This window comes from bacterium, from assembly GCA_023150945.1.
Lineage (GTDB): Bacteria > Zhuqueibacterota > Zhuqueibacteria > Zhuqueibacterales > Zhuqueibacteraceae > Coneutiohabitans.
Genome location: JAKLJX010000001.1, coordinates 894,744 through 913,027, shown reverse-complemented (window position 1 = coordinate 913,027; position 18,284 = coordinate 894,744). Strand labels below are relative to the sequence as shown.

The window sequence follows — 18,284 nt, the reverse complement described above, 5'->3', positions numbered from 1 at the left end:
CGGCCGCCCCCGATTCTGCCCCGAAAAAAATTGAAGTGTCGAACTTGGGGTAGGTTTGGCCGTTGGTCAAACCGGTGAGCGTAACGGTTTTGGTGACCGTTGAATCGACTGAGATTTCAATAGGAGAAGAGCCTTGGTCTGCGCCAGTGCCCTGATACGGCGGGCCGGTGTCGGTGTCATAATAGATGCGATAGCTGGTGGCGCCGGCACCGCCGAAGGTCAATTCCACCTGTTCTTCGCCCTCGATTGCGCCTTCAATGACAGGAGTAGCAGGATGGTTGGCGACTTTAATGGTATAGCAGGTATCGCGATAGTTGAACCGCACATCAGCAGCCCAAAAACAAAGATTGTAAACACCGTCAGCAACGGTTTGAGAATCCCAGTAGCTGTTAGAAGTCAGTTTATTGGTGGATATGTACCAATACGTACTAGAGTTCGAAAGAATCGTATCATAAGCAAATTGCAAATACTGATTATCTACCCATGTTGTGTCAAAATAGATACTGTTACCGGCCAGCTTGGTTGGCGTTGAGTCCCAAATCTCATACTCGACTCCGAAAAGCCCGGTGTTCGAACCTCCGGGCCCGGAGATGATGTCGTTCGCCTTCATAAGAAAATCTACTCTGCCAGTAACATTGTATATTCCGTCATCATCTTTTGGCATTTGGGCATCGTAACCATGCTGCCCGTCTTTGTGGACGCGAAAATTTGTAATTTTGGGTCTTGTCGTGTCAGAAAAGCTGCACAGTGATTCGTTGTCGCGCAGCGGGTGGACTTCAGAATGATCTTCACCTTCATTGAAATGAAGATGATTTCTGAAATTTGTAATGCCAATTTCATCACCTGCGGTGCTCAAAATTGACTCTGTCGTCAGCCCAGTGGCTATTGATTGCATATGGTCATAAAAAAAGATTCGAAAAGGAGAATTCAATTCCTGCACAAACATCTGTTTGTCTGGTTGACCCTCATAGGTATCTATATCGTTAATGCTCACCACTTTCATGTTGTCGCTGCATGCAATTACGGAGGTACCGGAATCAGCCTGGATGTCGATGCCATCGTGAAAATGTCCGGCGCGATATTCCATAAAAGTGGAATTTAACCGTTGCTGCGTATTTCCGCCGGGAGCAACCGGCCATTGATACGACTGCGAAGGGCAGATCTGCGCTTGAGAAACTGCGCACATCGTGAGCGTCATCATGCAAAAAGCCGGCAGGATGACGTAATCTGCCTTAAAAACCGGGTAAAAGCCATGAAATTTGAACATATCTTATGACCTTTCAACCGAGGTTCGCTTTCATCACCCTTGAATTCACTCACTCACATTCATATATAATAAGCTCTTGGAAGTTCGTATAAGGACACGGTCTGCGGTTGATCCACGATGGATGCGCAAAATATCTTCTGACCCTTCCTGTCTTTCAAAGGCAAAATTGCTGATAACCGCACCACTCATATCCAATTTGACTATTTCAGAATCGTGCAAAACATAAATAACTCTTTCGTCGGAGAAAATCACATAGTCGAGGATGCGTTTGGGCAAGAAAATTTCAAACCGTTTGATTCCTGTTTGAATATCAAACAATGCGGCTTTTTGACCGGGCTGTCCCTTCACATAGCTGCCCCTCGCCAGGAAATATTTTCCATCAGATGAAATGGCAGGATTAAACAGATCAATCTGGCTTAAATCATGAGCAATCGAACCATCTTGTACCGCAAGAATCGCAATACCAGACTTTCGGACATCAAAATCCCAGTACATCAAGAGGAGCCATCGCAATTGCGGAGAAAACTCCCTCTCAACCGCCCATCGGTTGTCCATACTTTTTTCCCACAATTTCGCTCCTCGGGCATCGAAAAGGAACAAGCGATTATCGCGATACATGCCGGTTATTGTTGCCGAAACCACGAAATACTGGCCGTCGGACGACCATTCTCCTTCGAGAGTGCGAGACATTCCGTCCGTGATGGCATGCTCGGCCAGCACTGCGCCGTGCTGGTTATGGAAAATGATACTTCCTTTGCGTCGCAGCAGGATGCAAACATTGCCCTGAGATGAAATTCTATACCCCCGCTCGGGCACATCTTCGCTGCCCTCCTCCGGTGGCGCATCCTGCCATAACAATTCTCCCGTGTCTTTGTACACAACAAAACGGCGGGGATGATAAAAGCCAATGAACTTGCCATTCACAGCAATCGTGGCGTAGCGCCCGGTGCGTGTGACGACACGATGCTGGAGTGCGCCTGCGCGCGTCATGAAATCAACGCTTTCTTTTCTGATAATGATTTTAGGCCGTAATTCTTGTGATAGAGAGTCGGTATAAAAAACCGCATCAATGTATTCCCCTTCGATGGGAATTTCTGCCTTTCGAAAAGTGAGTTGTTTACCTGTTTGTGACAACTCTTGCGCGGCAAGATCGGTTGCCATGCTGCACCACAACAGAGTGCAACTGGCATAAGCTGCAAAGAGATGATTTTTGATCATATTTGTTCTCCAATATAGATCAGATCACGAACCGCTTATCTCCCCTCTGCCAGCCGATCCGCCAAAAAGCCCGGCAAGCCCGCCGCGCGAATTTTCTTCTGGGTTTTGGCCACCGGATACACCGCCCGGCGCAGATCATATTCCCTTTTGTCGGAATCCAAAATGCCGAACGCCGCCGCCGGATTGGAATCGCGCGGCTGGCCCACGCTGCCGACGTTGACGAGATAGCGATGATGTTCTTCGAACCGCAGCGGGTAGGTCTGCAGCAATTGCATTGCGCCCAGGCGGTTGCGGCCGACCACCAGCGGGGAATGCGAATGCCCGACGAAGCAAGCGTGCTGGTGGAAGGCGTGAAAGCTCTGCTCCGCGCCTTCCCAGGAGGTGATGTAGTTCCACTCCTGCGGCTCGAATGGCGAGGCGTGCACCAGCAGGAAGTCATCGAATTCATGCGTGTAGGGCAGTTGCCGCAGAAACCGCTTGGCCTCGGCGCTGAGCTGCGCGCTGGTCCACTCGATGGCCTCGCGCGCCACGTAGTTGAAAAAACTCAGATCGGTTTCATCCAGGCTGGCTTCATCATGATTGCCTTTCAGACAGATCGCGGCGCGCGCCTGCACCAGCTTGACGCACTCATCGGGATTCGGGCCGTAGCCGACGACGTCGCCGAGGCAGAGGATCGCATCGACCTTCTCCTGCTCCAGTTCCGCCAGCACGGTTTCCAGCGCTTCGAGATTGCCGTGAATGTCAGAGATCAAGCCATAGCGCATGCGCGTCGTTCCAAGGAATCTTTGGGTGTGGTGAAAGCGAGCGGCACCGAGCCGGGATGGGCTGAAGTGAGGGCCGGTCTGGTTTTGGCTGAAAAGTGCCGCAATATAACATTCCGGCTCAGCCGATACAAGTCCATTCTTTACATCAACGCGACCGGATCCATATCAACATGGACCCGCAGGCGCCGGCGCGCCTGGGATTTGTAGAAAAAGGCATAAACCTGGCTCAGGGTCGTTCGCAGCAAGCGGGCGCCGGGGTCGTGCACCACGTCGCTCTTGATCATCACCTGCCAGCGGAATTCGTTTTGAATCCGGCGCAGCGGCGCCGGAGTGGGGCCATAGACCAGCATCGGTGTTTTGGATTTGCGCAGCAGTGCCGCAAAGTCATCCGCCACGCCGCGCACGCGTTCTTCATCCTGGTGCCGAAACACCACCACTGCCAGCCGGGAAAAGGGCGGATACTTCAGCGCCTGCCGGTGTTGAATTTCGCCGGCATAGAATTGGTTGAAATCATGATGCTGCGCGCAGAGCAGGCAGAAATCCGTGGGTGAAAAAGTCTGAATGATGACTTCGCCGCGCAGATTGCGCCGGCCGGCGCGGCCCGCCACCTGGGTGAGCAACTGAAACGTGCGCTCGCCGGCGCGAAAATCCGGGCGCAACAGCGTGGTGTCGGCCGAGATCACGCCCACCAAAGTGACTTTGTGAAAATCCAAACCCTTGGCGATCATTTGCGTGCCCAGCAGAACGTCATAGCGATGCTCGCCGAATTCGTGCAGAATGCGATCGTGCGCCAGCTTGCCGCGCGTGGTGTCCAGGTCCATGCGCACCACCCGCGCCTGGGGCAACAGGGTCTTGAGCGCCGCTTCGACTTTCTGCGTGCCGATGCCCTTGAAAATGAGATCGAGGCCGCTGCACTGCGGGCAGGTGTCGGGCGCGCGCTCATAGGCATAGCAATAGTGACAGCGCAGCATATGCCCCATTTTGTGATAGGTCATGGGGATGTTGCAGGCGTCACAACGGCGCACGAAACCGCAATGCACGCACTTGATCATGGGCGCGAAACCGCGGCGGTTCTGCAGCAGAATGACCTGTTCCTGGCGCGCGATTTTCTCCACGATTTTTTCGAACAGCGGCCGCGAGAAAATGCCGTCGTGATCGGGCGCGGTTTTGCGAAAGCGCATCATGTCGATCAGGCGCACGGCGGGCAGCGGCACATTGTCGATGCGATTGGGCAATTCCAGCAGGTGATACTTGCCGGCGCGTGCGTTATAGTAGGATTCGAGCGCAGGCGTTGCGGAACCGAGCAGCACCGCCGCGCCGGCCATCTTGGCCCGCATCACCGCCACGTCGCGGGCATGATAGCGCGGGGCCGGATCAACCTGCTTGTAGCTGGCATCATGCTCTTCATCCACCACGATCAGACCGAGCTTCGCCAGGGGCGCAAACACCGCCGAGCGCGCGCCCACCACGACGTTGGCCTCGCCGCGCTGCACCCGGCGCCAGGCATCAAAGCGCTCGCCCGCGCTCAAGCGGCTGTGCAGCACCGCGATATTGGCGCCGAAATTTGCCTGAAAGCGCGCCACGGCCTGCGGCGTGAGTGAAATCTCCGGCACCAAGACGATCGCGCCCAATCCCGCAGCCAACGCATGCCGGATGGCCTCGATGTAGACTTGCGTTTTGCCGCTGCCGGTGATGCCGTGCAGCAGAAACACGCCAAAGCACTTCTGTTCGAGAATCGCGGTGACTTGCTGCACCGCTGCGCGCTGTTCCTCGTTCAAAGTCACCGGCTCGGCTTTGGCCGGCAGCACGGCATACGGGTTGCGATCGATTTCCTTGCGCTGCAGTTGCACCAGCGCCTTGTGCACCAGTGCTTGCAGCGTCGCCGCCGCCAGCCCGGTCCGTTTCAGAAAAAAAGGCCGTGTAGCCTCGCCCTGTTTATGCAGCCAGCGCAAAGCCTGCAACTGTTTTTCATTCACCCGCAGCCTGGTTGCAGCCCGCGCCGGTGTTCCCGTAGCGGCTGCGGTGACCGAATCTTCGTGCGGCGCAGCCTGCTCTGTTCCCTGCGATTCCACCAACCGGCGGCCGGCGGCCGTCAATTCCACATAAGTCAGGCGCAGCGGCGCCGCGGCCGGCTTGCCCACTTCCTGCGACAATTCCACCCAGCCCTGTTGCGCCAGGCTGCGCAGGCTGGCGCGCACGCCGTGGTATCTCAGATTGCGCGCAAGATGCGCGACTTGATAGCTGGTCTTGCCGAGCAGGGCCTGCACGATTTCGGCTTGGCGTGGGGCGCGGCCGGCCAGCTCCGTCAACTCATTCAAGCTCGGCGTGTGTATCAAACGAACAGCCTGCTTGCTTTCCTTTTCCAATCCCGGCGGCAGCATGGTGCGCAACACTTCGCCCAAGCTGGCGAGATAATATTCCGCCACCCACTGCGCCAGCGCCAGCCGGGTCACATCAAAGAGCGGGCTCTCGTCCAGTATGTCCAAAATGTCTTTGAGTTTTTCTTCAGGAAAGTCGATGGTGGACTTGCGCGCCGCGATAAAGCCGGTGGCGACACGCTTGCCCAACGGCACCAGGGCGCGGCTGCCCACTTGGGCCAGCGGCAGCAGGGATTCCGGAATGCGGTAGGTGTAGCCCCGCGACATCGGCAGAGCAAAATGGATTTCAGCGTAGGGAAATTGCATGGGAGATGATCATCAGCCACGCAGGCTGGCACTTTTGTCAGAATCCACGGAAGCGCGGCCTGCATTGCGTTGACGAGGTTTGCCCCGGCATTGTCAAGTGACAAGGAGCAGGCCAAAGTCCCCGGCGCGCGGTGGCAGCGGGCAATGGCATTCGGCGAATTTCAGCGCAGCGACGGCGTTGCAGCCGTGGACTTGAAGGCCGGCTTACCCCGCCGCACCAGCAGCAACGCCACACCGGCGGTCATGAGCAGCAGGCTGATCAATTGTGCGTCCGAAAGCAACCCGAAATGATGCTTGGGCGTCATCCGCCAGAATTCGGTGAAGAAGCGGCCGGCGCCGATCAACATGAGATAAAGCGCGAAGCGCGTGCCGGCCGGCCAGGCCTGCCGCCGCAGCCGCCACAAAATGGCAAAGCTGATCAGCAAAATCACGAGATCATACAACATGGTGGGATGCACGGCAATGTCGTCCGGAATCGGCGCGTTCGGGTGCATTTGCGCATAGAGATTTTGCAGCTCCGCGTTGTGGCGCGTGGGCACGACCCCCTCAGTAAAGCGCATGGCCCAGGGCAAATCCGAAGGCGGGCCGTAATCACCGTCGCCCGAGAGAAAGCAGCCCATGCGGCCAAAGGCCTGGCCGAGCGCCAGCACCGGCGCGAACAGATCGGCGATGTGCAGCAGCGGCAGCCTGCGCTGCAACGTCAGCGCAACCACCGCGGCAAAGCCGCCGATGAACCCGCCATACCACACCAGGCCGGCGCCGGATAAAACATTGCCCCAAAAATCTTCCTTGAGAAGATAGGGATGTTCGATCAGAAAATAGAGCTTCGCGCCGATCATGCCGCCCAGAAAAGCCGCCAGCACCAGCAGGCCGGCATCGTCTTTCGGCAGTTTCGTGCGCACGAATTCCTTCTCCAACAAATAGCCGCCGGCGAGAAAGCCGAGCGCCGCCATCACACCGAAGCTGTGAATCGTGAGCGGACCAATCTCGAAAAGTTTGGGGAACATGAAACCCTTGTTTGGTTATGCCGAGTATAGCCACCACCGTAGTCACCCGGCTCGCATCATGTGAAGATCCGGCACCGTGCCCAGCATCTCACAAGATTCGATTGAACGACCCAGCGAGAGACCACTTCCGCGAATAAGTGCCTGCCTGGAAATGAAGAAACCGCCCGGGCGCCTGGCCCCGCAGCGTGCACAAGTCGAAAAACACCCGCTCTTGCTCATGACGAAGCGCCCGGGCGGTGATGCTGTTGGACAGACGCGACTCAAGGCAGTCGGCCACTACCTTTCTCGCGTCCTGCTCGTAGAACCTGCCTGCGGCTCGCCCGGTTGGGAGGTTGAATTGGGACGCGCGAGCGCAAACATCCGGCGAAAGGGCAGCGGTGCTTCGACTTCGAACTTCATCCGCTTCCCGGTGACCGGATGCTCGAACCCCAGAAGGTGGGCATGCAGGCCGAGGCGGTTGAGCGGATTGCGCGTGCTGCCATACTCCTTGTCGCCGATGATGGGATGGCCAAAGGCGGCGAGCTGCACGCGAATCTGATGCTTGCGGCCGGTTTCCGTCTTGATTTCCAGCCACGAGTACTTTGCCACGCGGCGCACAACGCGAAAGTGAGTGACTGCGAGCTTGCCGTGCCGGGCATTACCGGTCACATAGACTTTGTAGGCGCGATTCTCCGCCAGATGGTTTTCCAGCGTGCCCGACTCCGGCTGCACCCGGCCCTCGACCAATGCAATGTAACCGCGTGTAGTCGAGTGACTGCGAAACTGCTCCTGCAATTTGCGCTTGATGGTCTGCGAGCGCGCGAACACCAACAGGCCGGAGGCGTCGCGGTCGAGGCGGTGCACGATGAAGATTTTGTTTTCGGGATTCTGGCTCTTGACGTGGGACGCGAGGTAGGCATAGACGGTTTTTTCGCGTTCCTTCTCCGTCGCGATGGTGAGCAGGTTTTGCTTCTTGTGCAAAACGACGAGATGCTCGTCTTCATAGAGAAGGTCAAGCTCCGGGTGCAACCGCTGGCGGAACACCTTGCGGCTGATCTCGACGCGATCGCCGGGCTGCAACAGCGTCTTGCCCAGGCGCACCACCACGCCGTTCACCTTGACCCGATCATGCTCCAACAATTTTTTGTGGGCGTTTTTCGAGGTGTCCGGATGCAGCGCGCGCAGGTAGTCAGCGAGCGTGAGCGTATGTTTGACGGTGATCTGCAAAATTGCCTGTCAGATTGAGGCCTGCCGCCCACAGCAGCGGCGTGATGCGCATTCGCCGCAAGGTAGCAAAATATTCCGCCCGCGCAAGCAAATTTCCCGCGCCCGGCCGGCGACAGAAGCCGCTCCAGCGGATGATTCCCGCTCCTGCCGTGCGCCGGTCGGCGAAACGCAGTTCGGCAGGCAGAAGCGAATCTGCCTGCCGAGGCTGCGGTGAGCGGTTGCAGCTCAGTTCTTTTTCGGATACGGCGGCGGCAGCGGCAGCGTGGCACGCTTGGTTTTCAATTGTTCCAACACTTCCGCAATCGCCCGGTTCAATTGTTCGTCCTCGCCGGCGAATTCCTTGCCGGGGTCGTTGTCCACGAAGATGTCGGGCTCCACGCCGCGGCCTTCGATGATCCACTCCCGGCCCTCAGTATCATAGCTCGCAAATTCCGGCTTGAAGAATTGGCCGCCATCCACCAGCGGCAACGGGCCGCGAATGCCGACCACGCCGCCCCAAGTGCGCTTGCCGATCAGCTTGCCGAGTTGATATTTGCGGAAACGGTAGGGAAACAGATCGCCGTCGGAGGCCGAAAACTCGTCAGTCAAACACACCATCGGCCCGAGGAAGGCGGCGTAGGGATCCGGCGTCGGGCGGGAGTTGCGCGGCAGATCCACCATCACCAACTCGCGCCGCAGGCGCTCGATCAACATCGGCGAGACATTGCCGCCACCATTGCCGCGCACGTCGACGATCAACGCCTGCTTGCGCAGTTGCGGATAGAAATGTTTGATGAATTCATTCAGGCCGCCCGTGCCCATGTCCGGCACATGCAGATAGCCCACCGCGCCGTTGCTGGCTGCGCTGACTTTCTTGATGTTGTTCTGCACCCAGTTGTAGTAGTACAAATCCGCTTCATCGCCGATCGGCACCACCGTGGTTTCCCAACTGCCGGCCGTCTCCGGTTTGGAATTCAAGCGCAGCGTCACCTGCTTGTCCACGGTATTGAGCAGGGCCTCGAAGATGTTGGTCATGGTGTTGGTGGGCTTACCGTTCACCGCCAGAATGTAGTTGCCCTCCGCGGCTTTCACGCCGATTTCAGTGAGTGGTGAGCGCAGCTTCTTGTCCCAATTCTGGCCGCGCAGAATGCGCTTGATCCGGTAGTACTTCGAAGCGGCATCGCGCTCCAGCTCGGCGCCCAACAGCCCGGTTTGAATGCGGCGGACGCTGGGCCGGTCGCCGCCACCGACATAAGCATGGCCGACGTTCAGCTCGCCGATCAGCTCGCCGAGCAGATACGTGAGATCATTGCGGTTATTCACATGGGCAACCAACGGCGCGTACTTGTCGCGCTGCGCCGCCCAGTCCACGCCGTGCATACCGGGATCATAGAAAAATTCCCGCATCTGGCGCCAGCACTCGTTGTAAATCTGCCGCCACTCCTGCTGCCGGTTCAACCGCATCTCCATCCCGCTCAGATCGAGCTTATCCTTCAACTCGATTTTGGCCTTGGGCAGATCGATGAGGGCGTAGCTCTTCTGCTGGCCCACCAGCATCTTCTTTTGATCGAAGGAAATTTCGAAACCGTCGATCTGGCCAAGCTCGGTTTCCTTCTGCTCCTTGAGATCATACAGCAACAGCAGCGGCTTTTCGTCCATGCTGCCTTTGCGCTGGTAGTAAACTTGATCGCCCACCGTCACCAGATGCGAGTAGCTCGCCGGCTTGATCGGTAGCGACACGAGCCGGTCCAACAGGCCGTCGAAATCGATCTTGACCACCACCGGCTGCGGCTTGGCGGCTTCTTTGCTCTCCTGCTTGGCGGCCGCGGCCTTGCCGGTTTCGGCTTTGGCGGTGTCGGCTTTGATCTCGACTTCATCGCTGCGCGGCTTGAAAGGCGATTCCACCTCCTTGTTCAGCGTGAGCAGATAGATGCGCTCCATGTCCTGATAGGCGTGATTCCATTCCGTCCAACTGTAAATGGGATTGAAATCGCGATTCGAGGTAAACAGCAAAAACTTGCCGTCGCTGCTGAAGGCGGGATTTCCCGAAGCATACCAGCCTGCGGTCACCGCCTGCGCGCGTTTGGTATCCAGGCCGTAAATGAAAATGCGTTGCAGGCTCTCTTCTTCGGGCTTGGCATACACGATCCACTTGCTGTCCGGCGACCAGGCATACTCGCGAATTTCCCACAGGGGCGATTGATCGACTTCAGTGATGGTTTTGGTTTGCACTTCCACGAAGCGCAGGCGCTGTTTGCGGTCAGCCCACAGGATCTTCTTGCTGTCGGGCGACCACAGCAGACTGTACTTGTAGGTCGTCTCGTTTTGGGTGAGCGCAGTGGGTGCGCCGCCGGCCTGCGGCACAAGGTAAATCTCATCTTCGCCGGATTGGTCGGAGATGAAGGCGATCCATTTGCCGTCCGGCGACCATTTGGAATCACGCTCATGCACGCCCGAGCTGTTGGTGAGATTGCGGGTGGCGCCGAATTTCGCCGGCACGGTGAACACTTCGCCATGGGCGCCGAACAGCGCGCGCTTGCCGTCCGGCGCAATTTCGTAATTCGTCACTTCGTCGCTCACGCTGCGCAGCTCGTCGCGGCCATTGAGGCGGTCATCGGCGATTTGAATGGAAACCTTTTGTGCCTGCTGCGTGGCGAGGTCGAACCTGTAAATGTCGCCGGCATACTCGTAAACGATGGCGTTCGTGCCCAGCGCCGGAAACTTGATGTCAAAATCACTGTTGTTCGTCAGACGTTGCGTTTGCCGGGTGGTGAGATCGAAGCTGTACAAGTTCATGCGCTGGTGTGGCTCGCGGTCGGAGAGAAAATAGATCCGGTTGCCGGCCCACATGGGGAACACGTCTTGCGCGGGGTGATTGGTGAGATTCTCGGTCTGCCGGGTGGTGAAATCGTAAATCCAAATATCATCCGCCATGCCGCCGCGGTATTTCTTCCAGGTGCGGAATTCGCGGAACACGCGGTTGTACGCCATTTTCTTGTCATCCGGTGAAAAGGAACAGAAGCCGCCGCGCGGCACCGGAAGCTGCTCCGCCGGCTCGCCGGTGAGCGTCACGGCAAACAGCGCGCCGATGAAGCTGTTGAACGAGCGCATGCGCGAACGGAACACGATGCTCTTGCTGTCGCCGCGCCAGGCCATCACGATGTTGTTGGGCCCCATGCGGTCGGCCACGTCATCCCGGCCGAGCGTGGCGGTATAGGTCAAACGCTGCGGCGCGCCGCCGGTCGCGGGCACCAGAAAGACTTCGGTGTTGCCGTCGTACTGCCCGGTGAAGGCGATCCATTTGCCGTCGGGCGAAAAACGGGCGAACATTTCGTAGCCATCATGATTCGTGAGTTTGCGCGCCAAGCCACCGGTGGCGGCGACGGTGTACAAATCACCGGCATACGTGAACACAATTTGATTTTCGTGAATGGCAGGGAAGCGCAGCAAGCGCGCCTCCTCTTGCGCGCGCACGGACAGCGCGCCCAATGCCAGCCAACACAACACCAACAGCGTGCGTCGAACCATTCCTTACCTCCTGCGGGTTTTGAATGCCACCATCTCGTTACCACTTGACTCTTACTCCTACTCTTACTCCTGCTCCTACTCCCTCCCTGCTCCCTTCAAATAAACATAAGATATTCAAAACGCAAGTCTCGCCTTACCAACCGCTACAGCAGCCTCCGGGCGGCCATGCCCGCCAGTCGCGGGCCATGCGCGGCACAGCCAGAAAGGCAATTGATCGAATATGAGTAGAGTGCATTTAGGCAGGCACAGCCGTCGGTGCAGGCAGCGTGCAGAAAAACGCGGGCGCAGCAAAATGAAGTGAAGGCGTCAGGAGACGCAGAAACTCAGCCGAGGGCTGAAGGTCGATGAAAAGAGCATCGGCTGCAATCGCTGAATGGCTTAGGAACAACTGGCAGGCAAGGCAATCATACCATTTCCCGATCGCTGCGAGGCAACGTCGGGCGCCCTCATGGCATCGGGTAACACGGATGCGGATTCGTCCTTCCGGGCCGGCCGTTTTCACAATTGTTATTTGTGCTTGCTTGCCGGACGGGATTTCCTTATTTTCGGCTCCCCTTTTTTGAACCGGAAACAAGCTGACGGAGGCATGATGAAGCAAATCGATCCAGTGGAATTGCACCAACGCCAACTGCAAGGCGAAGCCATCGTCCTGCTGGATGTCCGCGAGCAGTCTGAAGTGGACCACTGCAAAATCGAGGGCGCCCTCCATATTCCCATGCGCGCCATCCCTCATCGATTGGTGGAAATGAATCCGGAAGACACCATTGTCGTTTATTGCCATCACGGTGGCCGCAGCATGCAGGTCTGCCGCTTTCTCGAACAGAAGGGCTTCAAGAACGTTATGAATCTGCGCGGCGGCATCGCGCAGTGGTCGCAATCCGTTGACCCCTCGGTGCCGGCGTATTGAAAACCGCAATGAGGAGGCCGTGCCTTTCCGCTTCACGCCCGCGATGCAAAAGCGCCTGAACCGGCGATTGGTGCACATGCTGCACAATGCCCTGCACCATTTTCCCGAACTGCAGGGCCAGACCATCACCGTGGGCTACACCCGCGCCCACCTCGGCGCCGCCGTTCGCGAGCAATGCTTGATTCGTTTGCGCGCCCGCAAGGTGAGCTACAACACCATCGGCCATGAGTTGACACATTTGGTCCAGGGCCAAAACGGCATTCCCGAAGGCGAGAAACAATGTGACATCTGGACGCTGGCGCGCAGCCCGCTGTTCTGCGATGAGGCGCCGACTTACTTGCGCCTGCCTGCGCGTGTGCGGCTGCACTGGCCGGCCTTCGCATATGCCGTGCGCGCGCTGTGCCTGCGCGCCCTCGAAATCAGAAAGACGCACCAGCAATACATCCGCTGGCTGGAGCAGGAGTTGCTCGAGCTGAGCCGCCGCAGCGCAGGTTCTGCCGCCTCGCAGCTTTCTTTGTTCGAAGCTGCCGGCCAGGAAAACCCGGAGGCAGGATGATCGCAAGCCTGCGTTTGAGGTTGCTGGTGGCAGCAGGCGCGGTATTAACTCTGCAGCCGCTCGCGGCACACGCGCAAACTCCCACGTTTGGCAGCCGTGTCGATCGCGGCGCGGTGGCATGCCGGCCGCTCACGGAAGCCTCCGGCCTCGCGGCCAGCCGCAAAAATCCCGGCGTGCTGTGGACGCACAATGATTCCGGTGATAACAGCCGGCTGTTCGCGCTCAGCACCAACGGCAAGCATCTCGGCACCTTCACGCTCGCCGGCGTGACTGCGCGCGATTGGGAAGATCTCGCCCTCGGTCCGGGCCCGGTGCCGGGCGTGGATTACCTCTACATTGGCGATCTCGGCAACAACTATTCTCCGCATCCCCTCAAATACATTCATCGCATTCCCGAGCCGCGCGTGCGGCCGCAGCAGTCACCCCTCGATACCACCCTCACTGGCGTGGAAACGATCACGGTGCAATATCCCGACGGCAGCCGTGATGCGGAGACGCTCATGCTCGATCCGCTCACCAAAGATCTCTACCTCGTCTCCAAGCAAGACACCGTTGGTCAGGTATACCGCGCCGTGTATCCGCAGCCGACTTCGGGTACGCTCACCCTCGAGCACGTCGCGACCTTGCGTCTGGGCGGCGTGGTTGCCGGCGACATTTCGCCGTCCGGCGACGGCATTTTGATCAAAACCTACGTCGCGATTTACTTTTGGCCGCGGCAGCCGGATCAAAATCTGTGGCAGGCCTTCGCTCAACCGGCCACGCCCGTGCCCTACATTCTCGAACCGCAAGGCGAAGCGGTGGCCTGGCAGGCGCAGGGCAAAGGCTACTACACGCTGAGTGAATCGCTGCGCGGCCTGCCGGTGCATTTGTATTACTATCCCAAGCTCGGCACTTCGCCGCGGCCGTAAGCCGCAGTTCGCGCCTCCTCTCAAATCACCTCCGGCCAACGCCGACTGATACCGATTCTTCAATCCAGATGATCCCCGGCTCGCGCAGCCCTGAAACCCTCCCGCTGCGAGCGCTGCGCCGGCTGTCACTCCAGCCAAAACAAAAACGCCGCGCCGGCAGGAGGCCGGAAACACGGCGTTTCGGTTGGAGCATGTTGCGGGTTGAGTCGTTCGGCAACCTGAATGCAATTCGAGAGGCCGGTAATGCAGAAGCGGGCGCTATTTGAGCAAGGTCATGCGCTTGGTTTCGGTAAATGACACGGCGCCGGTTGCGTCACGCACCACCAGGCGATACAAATAGACGCCTGCGGCCACTTGTTCGCCGGCGGCGCTGCGGCCATCCCAATTCACATGGTGTTCGCCCGCGGCAAACTTGCTGCTGGCCACTTGCTTTACGAGTTGGCCGGCGGTATTGTAAATCTTCAGTGTCACCTCGCCCGCCTCGGGTAGTGCAAAACCAATCATTGTACTCGGATTGAAGGGGTTGGGGTAGTTTTGCGCCAAGGCAAATTGCGCAAGCACAGCGTTCTGTTTGGCAATTGAGGTTCGTTCATCTTCCTCGGTTTCATCTACAATCTTGCTTTCGATCTCTGCCACTTGGGCATTGGCCGCAACTACACTTGAAGCGGAATACTTGATCGTGACATAGTCCGCCTGGCCGTTGGCCGCAATGCTATAACCTGTCACGTAAGCGTCTCCGCCAGCATTAACGGCAATGTCTCTAACCTCATCAAGATTGTTGGCCTGGGCGTTAAACCGGGCAATCCATTGCTGCACACCGGTATTGTTGTACATAATCGTAGTGTAGTCCAGGCTGCCAGTTGAGCCAAAGCTGTGACCGGCCACGTAAACATTGCCGCTGCCATCGACAGCCAGATCACTGGCGATATCTTCACCATTGCCCGGTCCATTGTAACGCGCGCTCCACAGCTCAACTCCTGCACTGTTGTACTTCACGGTGAAGTAGTCATGATTCCAAATCACGCCAGGGCTGTAGCCGGTCACATAAACATTCTCGGCAGCGTCCACGGCAATGTCTCTTGCTTCGTCAGTGCTGTTGACCGGCGAATTATAGCGCGCCACCCATTGTTGCACTCCTGAGCTGCTATACTTGATCGTGGCAAAGTCTGGGCTGCCACTTGTGCCAATGCTATGACCGGTGATATAGACATTACTTGCGCCATCGAGAGCCATGGTGTTGGTAATGTCATCTCCATTGCCCGGCCCATTGTAGCGCTGAACCCATTGTTGCGTTCCACCACTATTGTATTTGATGGTCAAATAATCATGATTCCCTTTCGCCCCATAGCTCTGCCCGGTTACGTAAACATTGCCTGAGCCATCAACGACAATGTCCTTGCCTTCGTCGTGATTGTTGGCTGGTGCATTGTAACGCCTGATCCATTGTCTTGCGCCGGCGCTGTTGTACTTGATGGTGGCGAAATCCGCACTCCCGCCTGCGCCAAAGCTGTGCCCGGTGACATAGGCGTTGCTTGCACCGTCGACCGCCAAGGCATTGATTTTGTCATTACCATTGCCCGAGCCATTGTAGCGGACAGACCATTGCTTCATGCCACTGCTGTTGAATTTGATTATGAAATAATCCGGATTCCCTTTTGCCCCCACGCTGAATCCTGCGACCAGGATGTTGCCAGAAGCATCGACAGCAATGTCCCTGGCTTCGTCGATATTATTCACAGGCGTATTGAATCGGGCGACCCACTGCCGCTCGCCGTCAGAGTTGTATTTCAGCGTCAAAAAATCACGGTTGCTGCTGGAACCGAGACTAAAGCCGGTTACATACACGTTGCCGGCGCTGTCGAGCGCGAGGGCATTGGCTTCATCTGTGCCGTTGGCTGGGCCATCGTAGCGCACGACCCAGGCTTGCAATGAGGCAATCTTGAAGTTACCGGGGTTATCACCAAACACACCGGTATTCGCCACGGATTCCACACGAACACGGCACGTGCTCGAAGGCTTATCCGGTACGATCACGTTTTCGCTGCCGTCATTAGCGGTGTTTGAGGCAAGCGTAAATGGGAAAGTCACACCACCATTAGTCGAGAGTTTGATGTTCACATTCCCGCTGACACTATTCGAGTTCCATAGAATGGTTTTCGTTGAATCAACTGGCCACGTAGCTCCGGCTGCTGGCAGGGTCACAGTAAGAGTTGGGGGCGATACTATCGTAAAGCTTTGTTCTGGCGCAAATGCAGAACCTGCGAACGCATTATCAATCGCCTGCACACTCCAATAATACGTGCCTGGCGACAAATTCTTTATCGTCCAACTGTTCCGGTGATTTGTGTTGCCCAATTGGGGAACCTTCCGATAGGCCGTGGCCGTGTTTGACATTGGCGAAAGGATTTGTGCGCCTCCCGGAGTGTTTCCAATTCGTAAATTATAGGTCAAAGCATTTTGCGCCGTTTGGCTGTCAGTGGCTTTGTTCCAGTTGAACGTGACGGCATTGCCAGAGACAGAAGCATTAAGGTCGGCCGGAGCCGTAGGGGCAGTATTTGCAATGGTAGTATTGTTCCGATATACCCTTGCAATCGTACTATTTGAACCATTGGTGCCTGTAAGAAGAATATCAAGATCTCCATCGTCATCATAATCACCCCAGGCGACGGAACCACCTGACACACCAGGTAAGCCTGCATTTATATCAGTGAAACCATTGAGATCATTGCGATAGATTCTTGTGACGAATCCCTCATCTGAGTATCCCGTTAATAGAATATCCAAGTCTCCATCATTGTCATAGTCTCCCCACGCAGCCGCACTGCCCTCAACTCCTACCAGTCCGGCAGTTATCGGGCTAAAAATGCCATTTTGATTCTGATAGATTTCGGCAATTCGGTTTGTTCCTGTACTACCTGCAAGCAAAATATCCAAATCGCCGTCATTGTCGTAATCTCCCCAAATACATGGGCCAGTGACACCTGGTAGCCCGCTGAGTATGTCAACGAAGTTACCCTCATCGTTGCGATAGACAATGGTTATACGTACCTCACTCGAGGTTAGGCCAGTTGTTATGAGGTCTGAATCGCCATCATTGTCGTAGTCTCCCCACGCCGCGGAACTATGGTCAAGAGGTGTTAATCCAGCTACACTATCCACAAAATCTTCACCATCATTTCGAAAGATTTTTGCAGTGGGCTCGCCCGAATTGCCAGTTCCTGTGAGCAAAATATCTAAATCTCCATCATTGTCATAGTCATTCCAGGTTACAATGCCCGCTCTGACCGCTGCTAAAGAGGTATTGATTTCATTGAAATTAACTCCATCGTTACGGTAAATTTTCGTGACTCCCACCAAGCCGCCGAATGATAACTGTCCGGATAGCAAAATATCCAAGTCACCATCATTGTCATAATCACCCCAGGCCATGGAGCTTTGAGAAACATGAGTAAGGTCGAAACTAATTTGAAAGCTGGTACCCTCATTTCTGTATACGTTGCTCCTAAATCCTCCTAGCTGCAACGCAGTACCTGCGAGCAAAATATCCAGATCTCCATCATCATCATAGTCGCCCCAATCTCCTGACGAGTAATTGTCGTAAACTCCGATCAGATTCGTGGCAATGTCGGTAAATGGCTCAGTCGGCAAAGCAGAATTAATGGCATTGAGAGCGTCAGCCCTGCTGCTGCCGATTATAGGATCGAACCCGGCAGCCACCCCTTTCGACACACCCTCATTCATTCCTAGCAACAAGGGATTCTGCCCAGACGCATGCGTAGCTGTCATCTCTTTTTGCCCTGATATTTTTTGCCTGCCTGTCTGCTGGTGCCAATTTGGCCCACGATCTTCATCCTCCGGGCGATCGCCAAACCGGCCCGTGGGCAACCCCATTTCCGTTTGATTGCGCTCCTCTGCAACACCAGTAAAGAATACGTGGTCGCGTGTTCTCAAATTTTTCGTATCAGCCGTTTCTTGCGTTTGTGCAGGTGCAATGGTTAGCAGCGTTGCCAATAACAAGAGAGTCGCCAAATTTTTCATGATGTTTCTCCGTCTGATAAAATTCAAAGTTACAGATCTGGGCATCTGCTCCAAAGATCAACTTTTCTATCAATCGCGGTGAGACAAACTTATTGTTGTGGCCAAAACAGCCATTCATGTTATCAAACCTCGAAACGCCACTTACCCCCGGGACTTCAGTCGTGGCGTTTCGAGATGTGTCTATGGGTCACCCAACAACGCAGACCTGGTAAGGCGATCACC

At 56.3% G+C, this 18,284-nt stretch carries 11 protein-coding genes; 3 read left to right on the top strand and 8 right to left on the bottom strand.

Going from position 1 to position 18,284, the window contains the following annotated elements; genetic code table 11:
* From L6R21_03355 to L6R21_03325, 7 genes are all read right to left on the bottom strand, one after another.
* The coding region (locus L6R21_03355) for a M23 family metallopeptidase (GenBank protein MCK6558212.1) at positions 1 to 1,267 on the bottom strand (1,267 nt) is incomplete at its 3' end.
* 45 nt (positions 1,268 to 1,312) lie between these two features.
* Positions 1,313 to 2,485 (bottom strand): hypothetical protein, encoded by a 1,173-nt coding sequence (locus L6R21_03350; protein ID MCK6558211.1) that lies wholly within the window; start codon positions 2,483 to 2,485, stop codon positions 1,313 to 1,315.
* Between the two features lie 35 nt (positions 2,486 to 2,520).
* Positions 2,521 to 3,249: a metallophosphatase family protein gene (locus tag L6R21_03345; protein ID MCK6558210.1), complete on the bottom strand. Its 729-nt coding sequence runs from the start codon at positions 3,247 to 3,249 to the stop codon at positions 2,521 to 2,523.
* A gap of 140 nt (positions 3,250 to 3,389) precedes the next feature.
* Complete coding sequence (gene priA, locus L6R21_03340; GenBank protein MCK6558209.1) at positions 3,390 to 5,933, bottom strand: primosomal protein N'; 2,544 nt, start codon at positions 5,931 to 5,933, stop codon at positions 3,390 to 3,392.
* 161 nt (positions 5,934 to 6,094) lie between these two features.
* Positions 6,095 to 6,940, bottom strand: a complete 846-nt coding sequence (locus L6R21_03335) for a prolipoprotein diacylglyceryl transferase (GenBank protein MCK6558208.1) — start codon at positions 6,938 to 6,940, stop codon at positions 6,095 to 6,097.
* Between the two features lie 276 nt (positions 6,941 to 7,216).
* Positions 7,217 to 8,146 carry an RluA family pseudouridine synthase gene (locus L6R21_03330; GenBank protein MCK6558207.1) on the bottom strand — a complete coding sequence of 310 codons (930 nt, stop codon included), beginning with the start codon at positions 8,144 to 8,146 and terminating at the stop codon, positions 7,217 to 7,219.
* Between the two features lie 225 nt (positions 8,147 to 8,371).
* Positions 8,372 to 11,653, bottom strand: coding sequence for a PDZ domain-containing protein (locus tag L6R21_03325; protein ID MCK6558206.1), 3,282 nt, complete (start codon positions 11,651 to 11,653; stop codon positions 8,372 to 8,374).
* A gap of 589 nt (positions 11,654 to 12,242) precedes the next feature.
* Between L6R21_03325 and L6R21_03320 the strand changes: the two genes are divergently transcribed.
* The 3 genes from L6R21_03320 to L6R21_03310 are packed head-to-tail and all read left to right on the top strand — an operon-like array spanning position 12,243 to position 14,024.
* Positions 12,243 to 12,560, top strand: coding sequence for a sulfurtransferase (locus tag L6R21_03320; protein MCK6558205.1), 318 nt, complete (start codon positions 12,243 to 12,245; stop codon positions 12,558 to 12,560).
* 19 nt (positions 12,561 to 12,579) lie between these two features.
* Complete coding sequence (locus tag L6R21_03315; GenBank protein ID MCK6558204.1) at positions 12,580 to 13,116, top strand: hypothetical protein; 537 nt, start codon at positions 12,580 to 12,582, stop codon at positions 13,114 to 13,116.
* Positions 13,113 to 14,024: a hypothetical protein gene (locus L6R21_03310; GenBank protein MCK6558203.1), complete on the top strand. Its 912-nt coding sequence runs from the start codon at positions 13,113 to 13,115 to the stop codon at positions 14,022 to 14,024. The genes L6R21_03315 and L6R21_03310 overlap by 4 nt, the downstream gene beginning before the upstream one ends.
* A gap of 258 nt (positions 14,025 to 14,282) precedes the next feature.
* Here the strand turns inward: L6R21_03310 and L6R21_03305 are convergent, their stop codons facing one another.
* Positions 14,283 to 18,062, bottom strand: a complete 3,780-nt coding sequence (locus tag L6R21_03305) for an SBBP repeat-containing protein (GenBank protein ID MCK6558202.1) — start codon at positions 18,060 to 18,062, stop codon at positions 14,283 to 14,285.
* Positions 18,063 to 18,284: the final 222 nt, after the last annotated feature.